An 18,056-nucleotide genomic window follows, 5' to 3' on the forward strand; every position below is an offset into this window, starting at 1 on the left:
GAGGAGACACATGGCACAGCGCGCTTCGGACGCGGGCCAGCCTTCACCCTACATCCTCGAAACCTCGGGGCTGATGAAGGAATTCCGCGGCTTCGTGGCGGTGGATGGGGTGGATCTGAAGGTCCGCCGCGGCAGCATCCACGCCCTGATCGGCCCCAACGGCGCCGGCAAGACGACCTGCTTCAACCTGCTCACCAAGTTCCTGCAGCCCACCCGCGGCAGCATCCGCTTCAACGGCCGCGACATCACCCGCGAGGCGCCCCAGCGCATCGCCCGCTTGGGGTTGGTGCGCTCGTTCCAGATCTCGGCGGTGTTCCCGCATCTCACCGTGCTGGAGAACGTGCGCATCGCCCTGCAGCGGGCGCTGGGCACCACCTTCCACTTCTGGAAATCGGAACGCAGCCTGGCCGCGCTCGACGAACGCGCGCTGGCGCTGCTGGCCGAAGTCGGGCTGGCGGAGCATGCCGGCATGGTGGCGGTGGAGATGCCCTACGGCCGCAAACGCGCGCTGGAGATCGCCACCACGCTGGCGCTCGATCCCGAGCTGATGCTGCTGGACGAGCCGACCCAGGGCATGGGGCACGAGGACGTGGACCGGGTGATGCAGTTGATCCGCAAGGTCGCGGCCGATCGCACCGTGCTGATGGTGGAGCACAACATGAAGGTGGTGTCCGGCATCTGCGACGCCATCACCGTGCTCGCGCGCGGCGCGGTGCTGGCCGAGGGCGACTACGCCGCGGTATCGGCCAACGAGGCGGTGATCGAAGCCTACATGGGCAGCTCGGGCGCAGCGCTGGCGGGGGCACCCGCATGACCGCCACCGAGTACCTGCGGGTCTCCGACCTGCACGCCTTCTACGGCGAATCCCACGTCCTGCACGGCATCGACTTCACCGTGCGGCGCGGCGAGTGCGTGGCCCTGCTGGGGCGCAACGGCGCCGGGCGCACCACCACGCTGCGCGCGCTGATGGGGCTGACCGGCCGGCGCACCGGCTCGATCATGATCAACGGCCGCGAGGCCATCGCCATGGCGCCGCACCGCATCGCCCAGCTCGGCGTCGGCTACTGCCCGGAGGAGCGCGGCATCTACGCCAGCCTCAGCGCCGAGGAGAACCTGCTGCTGCTGCCGCAGGTGGGCAGCGGCGGCATGAGCGTGGCAGCGCTCTACGAGATGTTCCCCAATCTCGCCGAGCGCCGCCACAGCCAGGGCACGCGGCTGTCGGGCGGCGAGCAGCAGATGCTGGCGCTGGCGCGCATCCTGCGCACCGGCGCGCGCCTGCTGCTGCTGGACGAAATCTCCGAGGGGCTGGCGCCGGTGATCGTCGCCCGCCTGGCCGAGGTGATCGCCGAGCTGAAGCGGCGCGACTACACCATCGTGCTGGTGGAGCAGAACTTCCGCTTCGCCGCGCCGCTGGCCGACCGCATGTTCGTCGTCGAACACGGCCAGATCGCCGCCGAAATCGCCCAGCACGAGCTGGCCGCGCGCATGCCCTACCTGCAGGAACTGCTGGGGCTGTGACGGCCATGCGGTCCGCTCGCCCGCAGTCCCCGCACATCGAGGATTCCCACCCATGAACGAACTCTTCGGCATCCCGCTCGCCGCGCTGCTCGGCCAGCTCGTGCTGGGCCTGGTCAACGGCTCCTTCTACGCGCTGCTCAGCCTCGGGCTGGCGATCATCTTCGGCATGCTGCACATCATCAACTTCGCCCACGGCGCGCTCTACATGATGGGTGCGATGCTGGCCTGGATGGCGCTGCACTATTTCGGCCTCGGCTACTGGCAGGCGCTGGTGCTGGTGCCGCCGCTGGTCGGGGCGTTCGCCGTCGCCGTCGAGCGCACGCTGCTGCGGCGCATCTACCGGCTCGATCCGCTGTACGGCCTGCTGCTCACCTTCGGTCTGGCGCTGGTGACCGGCGGCGCCTTCCGCCACGCCTTCGGCGCGGGCGGCCAGCCCTACGCGATCCCGCCGCAACTGGCGGGCGCCATCGACCTCGGCTTCATGTTCCTGCCCAAGTACCGTGCCTGGGTCATCGCCGTCTCGCTGGCGGTGTGCCTGGCGAGCTGGTACGTGATCGAGAAGACGCGGCTGGGCGCCTACCTGCGCGCGGCTACCGAGAATCCGAAGCTGACCCAGGCCTTCGGCATCAACGTGCCCATCATGGTGATGCTGACCTTCGGCTGCGGCGCGGCGCTGGCCGCGCTCGCCGGCGTGCTGGCCGCGCCCACCACCCAGGTCAGCCCGCTGATGAGTTCCAACATGATCATCACCGTGTTCGCGGTGGTGGTGATCGGCGGCATGGGCTCCATCCTCGGCGCCGTGCTCACCGGCCTGGGGCTGGGCCTGATCGAGGGGCTGACCAAGGTGGTCTATGCGGAGGCCAGTTCCACCGTGGTCTTCGTCGTCATGGCCATCGTTCTGGCGCTACGCCCGGCCGGCCTGTTCGGCAAGGAGAAGTGAGGATGAAGAACACGCCCGTCCGCATCGGCTACCTGCTCGCGCTCGCCGCGCTGCTCGCCGCCCCCGCGCTGATCTATCCGGTGCTGATCATGAAGGTGCTGTGCTTCGCGCTCTTCGCCTGCGCCTACAACCTGCTGCTGGGCTACACCGGCCTGTTGTCCTTCGGCCACGCCGCCTTCTTCGGCGCGGCGGCCTTCGTGGCCGGCCACGCGATCAAGGTGTGGGCGCTGCCGCCGCTGCTCGGCCTCGCCGCCGGCACGCTGGCCGCCGCCGCGCTGGGCTGGGCGGTGGGCGCGCTGGCGATCCGCCGGCAGGGCATCTACTTCGCCATGATCACGCTGGCGCTGGCGCAACTGCTGTACTTCATCTGCCTGCGCGCACCTTTCACCGGCGGCGAGAACGGCCTGCAGGGCGTGCCGCGCGGCACCCTGTTCGGCCTCGATCTGGCCGACGACCACACGCTCTACTACCCCTTCGTCGCCGTGTTCGTCTGCGCGTTCTGGCTGATCCGGCGGACCATCCATTCGCCCTTCGGCCAGACCCTGCGGGCGATCCGCGAGAACGAGGCGCGGGCGCTGTCGCTGGGCTACGACGTGGACCGCTACAAGCTGCTCGCCTTCGTGCTGTCCGCCGGCCTGGCCGGGCTGGCGGGCGCGCTCAAGACCCTGCTGTTCGGCTTCGCCACCCTCACCGACGTGCATTGGCACACCTCCGGCGAGGTGGTGCTGATGACGCTGCTCGGCGGCATGGGCACGGTGTTCGGGCCGGTGGCCGGCGCCTCGGTGATCGTGCTGCTGCAGACCGAACTGGCGGACAAGGCCGGCTCGCTGGTGACGGTCGTCATGGGGCTGATCTTCATCTTCTGCGTGCTCGCCTTCCGCCGCGGCATCGTCGGCGAGGCCGTGGCCCTGTACCGCCGCATGACAGGCGTGAAGACGCGCTGAACCGAGAGCATCCCCCACGAGGAATCCCGCATGAATGCCACCGACCGTTTCACCGATGCCGAGGTCTTCGACCGGATCGCCGCGGGGCGCCGCTCGATCCGCGCCTTCCTGCCGCGCGAGGTGGACGAGCGCGTGCTGGACGACATCCTGCGCGTGGCGGCGCGCGCGCCCTCGGGCAACGACATCCAGCCCTGGCGGGTGCACGTGCTGCGCGGCGATACCCTGCGGAGACTGGTGGAGGCCGTCTGCGCCGCCTTCGATGGAGCCGACGGCAATGGGGCCGACGGCAGCCACCGGCCCGAATACGCCTACTACCCCGCCGAATTCTTCGAACCCTACCTCGGCCGCCGCCGCAAGCTGGGCTGGGAGCTGTACCGCCTGCTCGGCATAGCCCGGGGCGACACGGAAAGGATGCGGGCCCAGGTGCGGCGCAACTTCGACTTCTTCGGCGCGCCCGTGGGCCTGATGTTCACCATCGACCGCCGTTTGGCGCAGGGGAGCTGGCTGGACTACGGCATGTTCCTGCAGACCCTGATGCTGGCCGCCGAGGCGCGCGGTTTGGCGACCTGCGCCCAGGCGGCGTGGATCGACTACCACCGCATCATCGAAGAGACGCTCGCGCTGCCGGCGCACGAGCAGGTGGTGTGCGGCATCGCGCTGGGCCATGCGGACCCGGACGCGGCGGAGAACGGCCTGGTCAGCGAGCGCGCGGCGCTCGACGAGTTCGTGGTGAAGCATTCCTGAAACCAGCGGAGACGAAAGCATGAAGATACTGGTGCCCGTCAAACGGGTGATCGACTACAACGTGAAGGCCCGCGTGAAGGCGGACGGCAGCGGGGTCGATCTGGCCAACGTGAAGATGAGCATGAACCCCTTCGACGAGATCGCCGTTGAAGAGGCGGTGCGTCTGAAGGAAGCCGGCGTGGCCACCGAAGTGGTGGCGGTGAGCTGCGGGGTCGCGGCATGCCAGGAGACGCTGCGCACGGCCATGGCGATCGGCGCCGACCGGGGCATCCTGGTGGAAACCGACGTGGAACTGCAGCCGCTGGCGGTGGCCAAGCTGCTGAAGGCCGTGGCCGACCGGGAAGCGCCCGCGCTGGTGATCCTGGGCAAGCAGGCCATCGACGACGATGCCAACCAGACCGGCCAGATGCTGGCCGCGCTCAAGGGCTGGCCGCAGGCGACCTTCGCTTCCAAGGTCGCCCTCGCGGACGAGGGTGGGCAACCGAGGGCCACCGTGACCCGCGAGATCGACGGCGGCCTGGAAACCATCGCCATCAGCCTGCCGGCGGTGGTGACCACCGACCTGCGCCTCAACGAGCCGCGCTACGCCACGCTGCCCAACATCATGAAGGCCAAGAAGAAGCCGCTCGACACGGTGAAGCCGGCGGAGCTCGGCGTGGACGTGGCGCCGCGGCTGGCCACGCTCAAGGTCGCCGAGCCGCCCGCGCGCAGCGCGGGGGTGCGGGTGGCCGACGTGGCCCAGTTGGTCGACAAACTCAAGAACGAAGCGAAGGTGCTGTGATGGCGACCCTTGTCCTGGCCGAACACGACAACCAGACCCTCAGGGCGGCAACGCTCAACACCGTCTCTGCCGCTGCCAGGATCGGCGGCGACATCCACGTGCTCGTCGCCGGCAGCAACGCCGCTGCCGTGGCGCAGGCCGCGGCCAGGGTGGCGGGCGTTGCCAGGGTGCTGGTGGCCGATGCCCCGCACCTGGACGCGCAGCTTGCCGAGAACGTCGCCGCGCTGGTGAAGGAACTGGCTCCGAACTACAGCCATGTGTTCGCCCCCGCGACGTCCGCGGGCAAGAACGTGCTGCCGCGCGTCGCCGCGCTGCTCGACGTGGCGCAGATCAGCGACATCGTCGCCGTGGACAGCGCGGACACCTTCGTGCGCCCGATCTACGCCGGCAATGCGCTGGCGACCGTGAAGAGCGTAGACCCGATCAAGGTCGTCACGGTGCGCACCACCGCCTTCGAGGCCGCTGCGGCGGAAGGCGGCAGCGCTGCCGTCGAAGCGGTGGCGACGGGTACGGATGCCGGCCAGTCCAGCCTGGTGGGCCGCGAGATCACCCGGAGCGCGCGTCCCGAACTCGGTGCCGCGAAGATCATCGTCTCCGGCGGCCGCGGGCTGGGCAGCGGGGAGAACTACCGCGCGCTGCTCGAACCGCTGGCCGACAAGCTGGACGCGGCGCTGGGCGCCTCCCGTGCCGCGGTGGATGCGGGCTACGTGCCCAACGACTACCAGGTGGGCCAGACCGGCAAGATCGTCGCGCCGCAGCTCTACGTCGCCATCGGTATCTCGGGTGCCATCCAGCACCTGGCCGGCATGAAGGATTCCAGGGTGATCGTGGCGATCAACAAGGACCCGGAGGCGCCCATCTTCCAGGTGGCCGACTACGGCCTGGTGGGCGATCTGTTCGAGGTGGTGCCGGAACTGGCCGGTGCGCTCGGCTGACGATCGATTCCGGCTGCCTGCCCGTCTGCCGGCAGGCTGGCCGTGATCCCGGCGATGACTCCGTCTCCCTCTCCCTCTGGTTGTCGTCGGTGTCTTGTCCGGCGCGATGCACGGGCATTGCGCCGGACCTTTTTCACAACGGAAGAACAAGCATGGAAGAAGTGATCGTCGAACGCCCGGCGCCGTACATCGCCGTGGTCAGGCTGAACCGTCCCCAGGCGCGCAACGCACTCGGCCAGGCGCTGCGCGCGCAACTGGCGGAGCATTTCGGCGCCCTGGGGCAGGACGACGCGGTGCGCTGCATCGTGCTGACCGGCGGCGCGCAGGTCTTCGCCGCGGGCGCCGACCTGCGCGCCCTGGTGGACAGCGGCCCCATCGAAGCCCTGCTGCTCAACAACCAGCGCATGTGGCAGGCGATCTCGTCCTGCCCCAAGCCGGTGATCGCCGCGGTCAACGGCTACGCCCTGGGCGGCGGCTGCGAACTGGCGATGCACGCGGACATCATCGTCGCCGGGGAAGGGGCCCGGTTCGGCCAGCCGGAGATCCGGGTCGGCATCATCCCGGGCGCGGGCGGCACCCAGCGCCTGGCGCGCGCGGTGGGCAAGTTCAAGGCGTTCAGGATGCTGCTCACCGGCCAGCCGGTGAGCGGGCGGGAGGCCTTCGACATGGGGCTGGCGAGCGAGGTGGTGGCCGACGACCGGGTGCAGGCGCGGGCGCTGGAACTGGCCGCGGAGATCGCCGCCCTGCCGCCGCTGGCCGCGGCCCAGATCAAGGAGGTGCTGCTCGCGGGCCAGGATGCCCCGCTGGAGGCCGCGCTGATGCTGGAGCGCAAGGCCTTCCAGGTGCTGCTCGCCAGTGCGGACAAGAAGGAAGGGATGCAGGCCTTCCTCGACAAGCGCACGGCCACGTTCAAGGGGGCCTGAACATGCTGGACGCGAATCGTGACGATTTCCTGCTCGGCATCGTCGGCGCCGGGCTGATGGGCCGGGGCATCGCCCAGGTCGCCGCCCTCGGCGGGGTGAGGGTGCTGCTTTTCGACAGCCGCGCCGAAGCGGCCGCGGAGGCCCGCGACGAACTCGGGCGGACCCTGTCGATGCTGGCGCAGAAAGGGAAGATCACCGAGGCGGCGGCCGGCGCGGCGCTCGCGCGCATCGGCGCCGCGGCCGGCCTGGACGGACTCGCCGGCTGCCACGTGGTGGTCGAGGCCATCGTCGAGAGCCTGGAAGCCAAGCGCGAGCTGTTCAGGCAGCTCGAAGCGGTGGTGGCCGACGACTGCCTGCTCGCCACCAATACCTCGTCCCTGTCGGTCACCGCCATCGCCGCGGCCTGCCGCGCGCCGCAGCGGGTGGCGGGCTTCCACTTCTTCAGCCCGGTGCCGCTGATGAAGGTCGTGGAGGTCGTGGACGGCGCGCTCACCGCGCTGGCCGCCGGCGATGCGCTGACGGCGCTGGCACGGCGCATGGGGCATGCGCCGGTGCGCGCGCAGGACACGCCGGGCTTCATCGTCAACCATGCCGGGCGGGGCTATCTCACCGAGGCCCTGCGCGTGCTCGGCGAAGGCATCGCCGACCACGCGCGGATCGACCGCATCCTGCGCGGCGCGGCCGGCTTTCGCCTCGGCCCCTTCGAACTGCTCGACCTGACCGGGCTGGACGTCTCCTGCCCGGTCATGGAGACGATCTACCACCAGTATTACGAGGAGCCGCGCTACCGGCCGTCGCCGCTGCTGCGCCAGCGCCTGGCGGCCGGCCTGCTCGGGCGCAAGAGCGGGCGGGGCTTCTACGCCTATGCCGACGGCCGCGCACAGTTCCCCGCGGTGCCGCCGGTCCCGCCGGCAAGCATGCTGCCGCTGTGGGTCGGCACGCCGGGATGCGGCGCGCGCGAAGGGCTGCTGCGCCGCCTGGAAGCCGGCGGCGCGCGCCTGGACCGCGGCACCCGGCCGGCGCCCGAGTCGGTATGCATCGTGCTGCCGGTGGGCCGCGACGCCAGCACCGCGGCCCTCGACGAGGGCCTTGACCCCGCGCGCACGGTGGCCGTCGATCCGCTCTTCCTCGACCTGTACGCGACGCTGATGGGCACGCCGCTGACCACGGCATCGGCGCGTGACGCGGTGTGGGCGGCGCTGGCCGGCGGCGGCACGGAGGTCACCGTGATCCGCGACAGCGCCGGCTTCGTGGCCCAGCGCGTGGTGGCGATGATCGTCAACATCGGCTGCGACATCGCCCAGCAGCGCATCGCCACGCCGCAGGACATCGACCGCGCGGTCACCCTGGGCCTGGGCTATCCGCTGGGGCCGCTGGCCATGGGCGATGCGCTGGGCGGCGCCACGGTGCTCGCCATCCTCGATGCGCTGCACGGCTTCTACCGCGACCCGCGCTATCGCCCCAGCCCGTGGCTGACCCGCCGCGCGCGCCTGGGCGTGTCGCTGCTGACCCCCGAGCCCTGAGCCGGGGTGACGAACACATAGACAGGAGGTTTTTCCATGCTTGACGCTTATCTCTATGCCGGACTGCGTTCGCCCTTCGGCCGCCATGGCGGCGCCCTGGCCGGCGTGCGCCCCGACGACCTGGCCGCCCTGGTGATCCGGCACCTGGTGGAGAAGTCCGCCTTCGACGCCGCGGCCATCGAGGATGTGGTGCTCGGCTGCGCCGCCCAGTCCGGCGAGGACGGCCGCAACGTGGCCCGCCACGCGGCGCTGCTGGCCGGCCTGCCGCCCACCGTGCCGGGGCAGACGGTGAACCGCCTGTGCGGCAGCGGCTTGGCGGCCATCCTCGACTGCGCGCGGGCGGTCCGTTGCGGCGAAGGCGAACTGTACGTGGCGGGCGGCGTCGAGAGCATGAGCCGCGCGCCCTTCGTCGTCGCCAAGGCGGAAGCGGCGTGGAGCCGCGAGTTCAAGGTGTTCGACACCACCATCGGCGCGCGTTTTCCCAACCCCGAACTGGTGGGCCGCTACGGCAACGACAGCATGCCGGAGACCGCCGACAACGTCGCGCGCGAACTGGAAATCACGCGCGAGGACGCCGACCGCTTCGCCGCCGCCTCCCAGGCGCGCTACGAGGCGGCGCGCGTGCAGGGCCGTTTCGCCGACGAGATCCTGCCGGTCGCCGTACCCACCGGGCGCAAGACGCCGCCGCTGGTCGTCGCCGCGGACGAACACCCGCGCCCGGGCACCGACTTCGCCGCGCTCACCGCGTTGAAGCCGCTGTTCGGCGGCGTGGTCACCGCCGGCAACGCATCGGGCATCAACGACGGCGCGGCGGCGGTACTGGTGGGCAGCGCGGCGGCCGGCGAGCGCGCCGGGGCGAAGCCGATGGCACGCATCCTGGCCGGCGCGGTGGCCGGCGTGGAGCCGCGCATCATGGGCATCGGTCCGGCCTTCGCCATCCCGAAGGCACTGCAACGGGCGGGTTTGTCGCTGGCCGAGATGGACGTCATCGAGATCAACGAGGCCTTCGCGCCGCAGGTGCTCGGCTGCCTGAAGCTGCTCGGCTTGGCTTTCGACGACGCGCGCGTCAACCCCAACGGCGGCGCCATCGCGGTCGGCCACCCCCTCGGCGCGTCCGGCGCGCGCATCGCCTTCGCCGCGGTGCGCGAACTGCACCGGCGGGGCGGGCGCTACGCGGTGGCCAGCCTGTGCATCGGCGTCGGCCAGGGCATCGCGCTGGTCGTGGAACGCTGCTGAACGTGCCCGTGCACGGAATTTGCGTACCTCCGTGACGCGCCGGGCACGGGTCCGGCGCGGACATGCCCGAGAGCAAACGGAGGAAAGCCATGAAATCAGCGCCGGGTTTCCTGCTCGCCGCCAAGCGCTGCGAGATCCACGGCCTGGAACAGCTCGCGTTGACCGCCGAACTGGTGGGCCGCATCGGCCGCCTGGTGCATCTGCTGCAGAAGGAGCGCGGCGCTTCCAACATCTACCTGGCCTCCGGCGGCACCCGCTTCGCGGAGCAGCGCGAGCGCATCGTCGCCGAATGCGCGGCGGCCGAGGCCGAGGTGCGGGAGCACTTCGGCCGCTTCGATACGGAGGCCGCCCCCCTGGCCGGCGGCGCGCGGCTGTTCTCTCGCATCGCCTGGGTGCTGCACGGGCTGGACGCGCTGCCGGCCCTGCGCGAACGCATCGCCGCGCGGGCCTTCGAACCCGCCCGGGCCACCGCGGCGTATTCCGAGCTGATCGGCGGGCTGCTCGCGGTGGTGTTCGAGGCCGCCGACACGGCCGGCGATCCGGCGGTCACCCGCGCCCTGGTGGCGCTGTTCAACTTCATGCAGGGCAAGGAGCTGGCCGGGCAGGAGCGCGCCACCGGCGCCGCGGCCTTCGGCTCCGGGCGGGCCGGTGCCGAGGCCCAGCAGCGCCTGCTGCACCTGATCGAGGCGCAGGAGCGCTGCTTCCAGGTCTTCGCCGGTTTCGCCGAAGTGCCGGTGCTGGCGCGCTGGCGGGCGGCCCAGGGCGCCGCGGTAGTAGCCGAGCTGGAGCGCCTGCGCCGGGTGCTGTGCACCGCGCCGCCCGACGGTGCGGTGGATGCGGACCTGAGCGACGCCTGGTTCGACTGCTGTACCCGCCGCCTGGACGAGATGCGCGAGATGGAGGACATGCTCGCCGCCGGCCTGCAGCAGTTGTGCGAGCGCAAGATCGCCGAGGCGCGCGCCGACCTGCAGGACCACGCGCTGCGGGTGGACGCCCTGCGCGGCGCGCCGGCGCCGCTGGCGGTGTTCTTCGAGCGCACGCCGGAGCCGGCCGGCGGCGCCCAGGTGTTGGCCGCGGACGGCCTCGGCCCCCAGCTCGGGCGTTCCGTGCTGGACATGCTGCAGGCCCAGGCCCGGCGCCTGCAGGCCATGAGCGACGAACTGAACACGGTGCGCGGCGCGCTCGACGAGCGCAAGCTGATCGAGCGCGCCAAGGGCCTGCTGATGGCCCGCCGCGGGCTGACGGAGGACCAGGCCTACAAGCTGCTGCGCCAGACCGCCATGAACCAGAACCGCCGCCTGGTGGAGGTGGCCGAGGCCACGCTGGCACTGGCGGATTTTCTGCCGCCGGGGCAATAGCCCGGCCTGGAATCCGGGAAACGGCCGGGCAGTTTGCCGCGGCGCAGCGGTTTCCTGCCCCCTTCCCCCCCTCGCGGGGGAAGGGTTGGGGATGAGGGGGGCGCCCGTCAGGGCGCAGCGGCGGCGGGTGTTGCCACGGCCGTGCCCCCTCTCCCCCGGCCCCTCTCCCGCGAGGGGAGAGGGGAGGTGCGGCCCTCCGCACCGCCACCGTGCGCGAACGCTCCGTGCTGCACTGCAATAGTGCATTCCAGGGATGTCTCGCAGCCTGTCCGCTGCCCTCGAAATTCCCGTAAAGGCCCACAAAACAAGGATTCCTGATTTCTGGCACGCCCCCTGCTAAACGATGGGCGAGGCTGGACCAACGGCGGTTCGGCGTTCGAGGCAGCACGGCAGTACCCGAACATCAAGGACAACGGCGTCCATTTCCCTCCTGCGATCACGCGGGGGCGGAGATGGACGCCTTTTTGTTTTTCCGAACCGCTTTTGCAGGAGTTCAACATGAGCAAGCAGAGCAAGGACTTTCCCGGCCTGTCGCGGCGCGGCTTCATCAAGGCCGGCGCGGCCCTGGGCGGCGCGTCGATGCTGGGCGGGCTGGCGCCCGGCATGGCCTGGGCGGCCGGTTCCGACGCGCCGGAGAAGAAAGAGATCCGGGTCGGCTTCATCCCCCTGACCGACTGTGCCTCGGTGGTCATGGCCGCGGTGAAGAAGTTCGACGAGAAGTACGGCATCAAGATCATCCCCAGCAAGGAGGCGAGCTGGGCCGCGGTGCGCGACAAGCTGGTGTCCGGCGAACTGGACGCCGCCCACGTGCTGTACGGCCTGGTGTACGGCGTGCACCTGGGCGTCAGCGGGCCGAAGAAGGACATGGCCGTGCTGATGACGCTCAACAACAACGGCCAGGGCATCACGCTGTCGTCGCAGATGAAGGACAAGGGCGCCATCGACGGTCCCTCGCTGAAGAAGGTGGTGGCCGCCAGCGCGCCGGGCACCTACACCTTCGCCCAGACCTTCCCCACCGGCACCCACGCCATGTGGCTGTATTACTGGCTGGCGGCCAACGACATCGACCCCTTCCGCGACGTCAAGTCCATCGTCGTGCCGCCGCCGCAGATGGTGGCCAACGCCCGCGTGGGCAACATGCACGGCTACTGCGTCGGCGAGCCGTGGAACCAGCGCGCCATCATCGACGGGGTGGGCTTCTCGGTGGCCACCAGCCAGGACGTGTGGACCGACCACCCGGAGAAGGTGCTCGGCACCAGTGCCGACTGGGTCGCGAAGAATCCCAACGCGGCCCGCGCGCTGACCGCCGCGGTGCTGGACGCCTCGCGCTGGATCGACGCCTCGGACGCCAACCGCAGGGAGACCGCGAAGGTGATCGCCGCGCGTTCCTACGTGAATACCGACGTGGATGTGATCGAGGGGCGCATGCTGGGCAAGTACGAGAACGGCCTGGGCAAGAGCTGGCAGGACGCCCACAGCATGAAGTTCTTCAATGACGGGGCGGTGAATTTCCCCTGGCTGTCGGACGGCATGTGGTTCCTCACCCAGCACCGCCGCTGGGGGCTGCTGGACAAGGAACCGGACTACCTGGGCGTGGCGCGGGCGATCAACCGCATCGACATCTACAGGCAGGCGGCGGCCGCGGCCGGCGTGGCGCTGCCGGCGGGTGAAATGCGCGCGTCGAAGCTGATCGACGGCGTGGTGTGGGACGGCTCCGAGCCGGCGAAGTATGCCGGCGGCTTCAAGGTCCGGGCGTGAGCGTGCGGGAGGACGGGACGATGAGCGTGGCAGCGACGATGAACCGCTCCGGCAGCGCCGGGGCCGACGAGGCGCCGACCGTGGTGCCGATGGAAGCGAAGAAGCCGGAGAAGGCCGCCGGGGCGCCGGTGAGCGTGGCCGGCGGCAGCGATGGCGGCGGGCGCGCCGGCGAATGGCTGCGCGCGCTGGTGCGCGCCGTGCTGCCGCCCCTGCTCGGGGTGGCGCTGCTGATCGGGGTGTGGCACGTGGCCACTCTGGGCGGCGGCGGCATCCCCAGTCCCGGCAAGACCTGGGACGCGGCGGTGGTGCTGTTCTCCGACCCCTTCTACCGGGAAGGGCCCAACGACCAGGGCATAGGCTGGAACGTGCTGGAATCCCTCAAGCGGGTGGGCATCGGCTTCGGCATCGCCGCGCTGATCGGCATCCCGGCCGGCTTCCTGCTGGGGCGCTTCGCGCTGCTGGCGCGGATGATGAACCCGGTCATCAGCCTGCTGCGCCCGGTCTCGCCGCTGGCCTGGCTGCCCATCGGCCTGCTGGTGTTCCAGCGCGCCGACCCGGCCGCCACCTGGACCATCTTCATCTGCTCCATCTGGCCGATGATCCTCAACACCGCCCAGGGCGTGACCCGCGTGCCGCAGGACTACCTGAACGTGGCCCGCGTGCTGAACCTGTCGGAGTGGAAGGTTTTCACCAAGATCCTGTTCCCGGCCGTGCTGCCCTACATGCTCACCGGCATCCGGCTCTCCATCGGCACCGCCTGGCTGGTGATCGTGGCCGCGGAAATGCTCACCGGCGGCGTCGGCATCGGCTTCTGGGTGTGGGACGAATGGAACAACCTCAAGGTGGAGCACATCATCATCGCCATCTTCGTGATCGGCATCGTCGGCCTGATCCTGGAACAGATGCTGATGCTGGTCGCCCGCCGCTTCAGCTACGAGAACCGTTGAGGAGACGACCATGAAGAAGATCGTACAGATCGAGAACGTCGGCCAGACCTTCGAGGTCACCCAAAATCGAAAGAAAGGCCGCTTCACCGCGCTGCGGGACATCAGCCTGGACATCCACGAGGGTGAGAGCGTGAGCCTCATCGGCCACTCCGGCTGCGGCAAGTCCACGCTGCTGAACCTGATCGCCGGCCTGACCCGGCCCACTTCCGGGGTCATGCTGTGCAACGGCCGCGAGATCGCCGGCCCCGGCCCGGAGCGGGCGGTGGTGTTCCAGAACCACTCCCTGCTGCCCTGGCTGACCTGCTTCGACAATGTCCACCTGGCGGTGGAGCGGGTGTTCGCCGCCACCGAAGGGCGGGCGCAACTGCGCCAGCGCACCCGCGACGCGCTGGCCCTGGTGGGCCTCTCCCACGCGGAAGGCAAGTACCCCCACGAAATCTCCGGCGGCATGAAGCAGCGCGTGGGCATCGCCCGGGCGCTCTCCATGCAGCCGCGCATCCTGCTCATGGACGAGCCCTTCGGCGCCCTGGACGCGCTCACCCGCGCCAACCTGCAGGACGAGCTGATGAAGATCCTCGCCGCCACCAGGGCGACGATGGTCATGGTGACCCACGACGTGGACGAGGCGGTGCTGCTGTCCGACCGGGTGGTGATGCTCACCAACGGCCCGGCGGCCACCATCGGCGAAATCCTGGAGGTCGGGCTGGAGCGCCCCCGCGACCGCCTGGCCCTGGCCCATGACCCGCAGTTCGGCGAATGCCGCGCCGCGCTCATGGAATTCCTCTACCAGAAGCAGTTGCGCGTAGCGGCTTAGCCTCCGGAGAACCCCATGTCCAAGATCTATCTGATCGGCGCCGGACCGGGCGCCGCGGACCTGCTCACCCTGCGCGCGGCGAAGATCCTCGCCGACGAGGCCGAAATCGTGCTGGCCGACGACCTGGTTTCCGCCGAAATCCTCGCCCTGGTGCGCCCCGCGGCCCGCGTGCTGAAGGTGGGCAAGCGCGGCGGCAAGGCGCCGGGCCGGCCCCACACCCCGCAGGACTTCATCCACCGCCTGATGGTGCGCTACGCCCGGCGCGGGCGCACCGTGGTGCGGCTCAAGGGGGGCGATCCCTGCGTGTTCGGCCGCGGCGGCGAGGAGGTGGAAGCCCTGGCCGCCGCCGGCCTGGAGGCCGAAGTGGTGCCGGGGCTCACCGCCGGCATCGCGGTGCCCGCGGCGGCCGGCATCCCGGTCACCCACCGGGCTTACACCCACGGCGTCACGCTGGTCACCGGCACCGCCGGCGACGGCTGCGGCGAGCCCAACTGGGCGGCGCTGGCGCAGAGCGGCACCACGCTGGTGATCTACATGGGACTCGCCCGCCTGCTCAACATCGTCGCCCGCCTGATCGCCGCCGGCCTGCCGCCGGACACGCCGGCCGCGGCCATCGCCTCCGGCACCCTGGCCGCCCAGCGCCAGGTCAAGGGTCGGCTCGCGGACCTGCCGGCCCTGGTCGCGGCAGAAGGGCTGGCCTCGCCCGCCATCGTCGTGGTCGGCGAGGTGGCCGCTCTTGCCCGCGTCGAATCGCTGGACCTGCCGGCCGGCCGCGCGCTGGCCGCCTGAAGGAGAACGTCATGCGCAAACAGAAGCTCGTCGTGGTCGGCAACGGCATGGCCGGGGTCAAGACCCTGGAAGAACTGCTCAAGCACGCCCCCGAGCGCTACGACATCACCGTGTTCGGCGCCGAACCCCACGGCAACTACAACCGCATCCTGCTGTCGCCGGTGCTGGCCGGGGAGATGGGCCTGCCGGACATCATGCTCAACGACCTGGACTGGTACCGGGACAAGGGCATCACCCTGCACGCCGGGCGCAAGGTGGTGGAGATCGACCGCAGCCGGCGCCTCGTGCGCGCAGACGACGGCAGCGCGGCCCCCTACGACCGCCTGCTGCTCGCCACCGGCTCGCTGCCCTTCATGCCGCCGCTGCGTGGCGCGGACCTGCCCGGCGTGCTGGCCTACCGGGACATCGCCGACACCGAGGCCATGATCGCCGCCGCCCGCGAGCATCGCCACGCGGTGGTCGTCGGCGCGGGCCTCCTCGGCCTGGAAGCGGCCAACGGCCTCGCCCTGCGCGGCATGGACGTGACCGTGGTGCACATCGGCGCGTGGATCATGGACCGCCAGCTCGACCGGCCCGCCGCCGAACTGCTGCAGGCGTCGCTGGAAGCCAAGGGGCTGACGTTCCGCCTCGAAGCGCACACCGCCGCACTGGTCGTCGGCGAGCGCGGCCGCGTCGCGGCGCTGTGCTTCAAGGACGGCAGCGAGATTCCCGCCGACCTGGTCGTCATGGCCGCCGGCATCCGCCCCAACACCGGGCTCGCCGAATCCGCCAGGCTGCACTGCGCCCGCGGCATCGTCGTCAGCGACACCCTGCAGACCGTGACCGACCCGCGCATCTACGCGGTGGGCGAATGCGTGAGCCACCGGGGCGTGGCCTACGGCCTGGTGGCGCCGCTCTTCGAGCAGGCCCGGGTGTGCGCCAACCACCTGGCCGGCCACGGCATCGGCCGCTACCAGGGCTCGGTGACCTCCACCAAGCTCAAGGTCACCGGCGTGGACGTGTTCTCCGCCGGCGACTTCCTGGGCGGCGAGGACTGCGACGAGATCGTGCTCCACGACCGCGCCGGCGGCATCTACAAGAAGCTGGTGCTGAAGGACGACAGGCTGGCCGGCGCCGTGATGGTGGGCGACACGGCCGACGGCGCCTGGTACTTCCAGTTGCTTCGGGAGGGGAAGAACGTCGCCGGACTGCGCGACCACCTGATGTTCGGCCAGGGCTTCGCCCAGTCGCAGCTCGGCGACACGGGCCACCAGGGGCAGAACCAGGCCGCGCTGCTGCCGGACACGGCCGAAGTGTGCGGCTGCAACGGCGTGTGCAAGGGCAGCATCGTCAAGGCCATCCGCGAGCAGGGCCTGTTCACGCTGGACGAGGTACGCAAGCACACCAAGGCGTCCAGCTCCTGCGGCTCCTGCACCGGGCTGGTGGAGCAGATCCTCGCCTCCACGCTGGGCGGCGCCTACCAGGCCGTGGACAAGCACGCCAAGCCGGTGTGCGGCTGCACCGATCACACCCACGCCCAGGTGCGCGCGGCCATCCGCGAGCAGCACCTGACTTCCATCCCGGACACCCTGCGGGCGCTGGACTGGCAGACGCCCAACGGCTGCGCCACCTGCCGCCCGGCGCTGAACTACTACCTGATCTCCACCTGGCCCCACGAGGTCCGGGACGACCCCCAGAGCCGCTTCATCAACGAGCGCGCCCACGCCAACATCCAGAAGGACGGCAGCTATTCCGTGGTGCCGCGCATGTGGGGCGGGCTCACCACGCCGGCCGAGCTGCGCGCCATCGCCGATGCCGCGGAGAAGTACAAGGTGCCCACGGTCAAGGTCACCGGCGGCCAGCGCATCGACCTGCTGGGCGTGAGGAAGGACGACCTGCCGGCGATCTGGGCGGACCTCAACGCCGCCGGCATGGTCTCCGGCCACGCCTACGGCAAGAGCCTGCGCACGGTGAAGACCTGCGTCGGCATGGAGCACTGCCGCTTCGGCACCCAGATGGCGATGGACATGGGGGTGAAGCTGGAGAAGATGCTGTTCGGCATGTGGTCGCCCCACAAGGTCAAGCTGGCCGTCTCCGGCTGCCCGCGCAACTGCGCCGAGGCCGGCATCAAGGACGTGGGCGTGATCGGCGTGGATTCCGGCTACGAGATCTACGTGGCCGGCAACGGCGGCATCAAGACCGAGGTGGCCCAGTTCCTGTGCAAGGTGGGCGGCGACGAGGAAGTCATGGAATACACCGGCGCCTTCCTGCAGATCTACCGGGAAGAGGGGTTCTACCTGGAGCGCACCTGCCACTACGTGGAGCGCGTGGGCCTGGAGCACGTGAAGCGGCAGGTGGTGGTGGACGCCGCCAGCCGCCGCGCCCTGTACGAGCGCCTGCTCTACGCGCTGAAGGACGCCCCCGACCCCTGGGCCGAGCAGCAGGCCGCGCCGCTCGCCCGCCAGTACAAGACCATCGAACTGAAAGCCGAACCGCAAGGAGACCGCCATGGCCTGGCAGAAAGTCTGTCCGCTTGAGGACATCCCGCTGCTCGGTGCCCGCGTGGTGGCCCACGAGGGCGGCGCCATCGCGGTATTCCGCGCCGACGGCGACCACGTCTTCGCCCTGCGGGATGCCTGCCCCCACAAGGGCGGTCCGCTGTCCCAGGGCATCGTGCATGGCAGCGGCGAGTCGGCACGGGTGACCTGTCCGCTGCACGGCTGGAATGTGGAACTCGCCACCGGCAGCGCCTGCGCGCCGGACGCGGGCTGCACGCGGCGCCACGCCGTCCGGGTCGAGGACGGCGCGGTGTGGCTGGAGGTCCAGGAACAATCCGACCCGGTCAGGCCGGGTGGATGACCCTGCGC

The 18,056-nt window shown here is 70.6% G+C and carries 17 protein-coding genes; all 17 read left to right on the top strand.

Annotation, left to right across the window (positions count from 1 at the left end):
- The first annotated feature begins 10 nt into the window (after positions 1 to 10).
- The 17 genes from E6O51_RS16205 to nirD all read left to right on the top strand — a co-directional run bounded on the left by E6O51_RS16205 (position 11) and on the right by nirD (position 18,048).
- Positions 11 to 814 (top strand): ABC transporter ATP-binding protein, encoded by an 804-nt coding sequence (locus tag E6O51_RS16205; protein ID WP_136386047.1) that lies wholly within the window; start codon positions 11 to 13, stop codon positions 812 to 814.
- Positions 811 to 1,518, top strand: a complete 708-nt coding sequence (locus E6O51_RS16210; protein ID WP_136386048.1) for an ABC transporter ATP-binding protein — start codon at positions 811 to 813, stop codon at positions 1,516 to 1,518. The genes E6O51_RS16205 and E6O51_RS16210 overlap by 4 nt, the downstream gene beginning before the upstream one ends.
- Positions 1,519 to 1,570: 52 nt before the next feature.
- Positions 1,571 to 2,458: a branched-chain amino acid ABC transporter permease gene (locus E6O51_RS16215; protein WP_136386049.1), complete on the top strand. Its 888-nt coding sequence runs from the start codon at positions 1,571 to 1,573 to the stop codon at positions 2,456 to 2,458.
- A gap of 2 nt (positions 2,459 to 2,460) precedes the next feature.
- Positions 2,461 to 3,402 (top strand): branched-chain amino acid ABC transporter permease, encoded by a 942-nt coding sequence (locus E6O51_RS16220; RefSeq protein WP_136386050.1) that lies wholly within the window; start codon positions 2,461 to 2,463, stop codon positions 3,400 to 3,402.
- Between the two features lie 30 nt (positions 3,403 to 3,432).
- Positions 3,433 to 4,146: a nitroreductase gene (locus E6O51_RS16225; RefSeq protein WP_136386051.1), complete on the top strand. Its 714-nt coding sequence runs from the start codon at positions 3,433 to 3,435 to the stop codon at positions 4,144 to 4,146.
- Between the two features lie 19 nt (positions 4,147 to 4,165).
- Positions 4,166 to 4,927 carry an electron transfer flavoprotein subunit beta/FixA family protein gene (locus E6O51_RS16230; protein ID WP_136386052.1) on the top strand — a complete coding sequence of 254 codons (762 nt, stop codon included), beginning with the start codon at positions 4,166 to 4,168 and terminating at the stop codon, positions 4,925 to 4,927.
- Positions 4,927 to 5,862 (top strand): electron transfer flavoprotein subunit alpha/FixB family protein, encoded by a 936-nt coding sequence (locus tag E6O51_RS16235; protein WP_136386053.1) that lies wholly within the window; start codon positions 4,927 to 4,929, stop codon positions 5,860 to 5,862. Before E6O51_RS16230 ends, E6O51_RS16235 begins: the two co-directional genes overlap by 1 nt.
- A gap of 152 nt (positions 5,863 to 6,014) precedes the next feature.
- Entirely contained in the window at positions 6,015 to 6,785 is a 771-nt protein-coding gene (locus tag E6O51_RS16240) for an enoyl-CoA hydratase-related protein (RefSeq protein ID WP_136386054.1), read from the top strand.
- Between the two features lie 2 nt (positions 6,786 to 6,787).
- Positions 6,788 to 8,308: a 3-hydroxyacyl-CoA dehydrogenase gene (locus E6O51_RS16245; RefSeq protein WP_136386055.1), complete on the top strand. Its 1,521-nt coding sequence runs from the start codon at positions 6,788 to 6,790 to the stop codon at positions 8,306 to 8,308.
- Between the two features lie 36 nt (positions 8,309 to 8,344).
- The gene (locus E6O51_RS16250) at positions 8,345 to 9,544 is read left to right on the top strand and encodes a 3-oxoadipyl-CoA thiolase (RefSeq protein ID WP_136386056.1); all 1,200 of its coding nucleotides are present in this window, start codon (positions 8,345 to 8,347) and stop codon (positions 9,542 to 9,544) included.
- Positions 9,545 to 9,633: 89 nt separating this feature from the next.
- A complete protein-coding gene (locus tag E6O51_RS16255) occupies positions 9,634 to 10,902 on the top strand; it encodes a nitrate regulatory protein (RefSeq protein WP_136386057.1) in 1,269 nt (422 codons plus the stop codon).
- A gap of 498 nt (positions 10,903 to 11,400) precedes the next feature.
- On the top strand, positions 11,401 to 12,660 hold the full coding sequence (locus E6O51_RS16260) for a CmpA/NrtA family ABC transporter substrate-binding protein (protein ID WP_136386058.1): 1,260 nt from the start codon (positions 11,401 to 11,403) through the stop codon (positions 12,658 to 12,660).
- Positions 12,661 to 12,680: 20 nt separating this feature from the next.
- A complete protein-coding gene (ntrB, locus tag E6O51_RS16265) occupies positions 12,681 to 13,607 on the top strand; it encodes a nitrate ABC transporter permease (RefSeq protein WP_136386059.1) in 927 nt (308 codons plus the stop codon).
- Positions 13,608 to 13,617: 10 nt separating this feature from the next.
- Positions 13,618 to 14,421 (top strand): ABC transporter ATP-binding protein, encoded by an 804-nt coding sequence (locus tag E6O51_RS16270; RefSeq protein WP_136386060.1) that lies wholly within the window; start codon positions 13,618 to 13,620, stop codon positions 14,419 to 14,421.
- Between the two features lie 15 nt (positions 14,422 to 14,436).
- The gene (gene cobA, locus E6O51_RS16275) at positions 14,437 to 15,210 is read left to right on the top strand and encodes a uroporphyrinogen-III C-methyltransferase (RefSeq protein ID WP_136386061.1); all 774 of its coding nucleotides are present in this window, start codon (positions 14,437 to 14,439) and stop codon (positions 15,208 to 15,210) included.
- Positions 15,211 to 15,221: 11 nt separating this feature from the next.
- The gene (gene nirB / locus E6O51_RS16280) at positions 15,222 to 17,726 is read left to right on the top strand and encodes a nitrite reductase large subunit NirB (protein ID WP_136386062.1); all 2,505 of its coding nucleotides are present in this window, start codon (positions 15,222 to 15,224) and stop codon (positions 17,724 to 17,726) included.
- Positions 17,698 to 18,048, top strand: a complete 351-nt coding sequence (gene nirD / locus E6O51_RS16285; protein ID WP_136386063.1) for a nitrite reductase small subunit NirD — start codon at positions 17,698 to 17,700, stop codon at positions 18,046 to 18,048. The genes nirB and nirD overlap by 29 nt, the downstream gene beginning before the upstream one ends.
- Positions 18,049 to 18,056: the final 8 nt, after the last annotated feature.

This window comes from Pseudothauera rhizosphaerae (genome assembly GCF_004801305.1).
Lineage (GTDB): Bacteria > Pseudomonadota > Gammaproteobacteria > Burkholderiales > Rhodocyclaceae > Pseudothauera > Pseudothauera rhizosphaerae.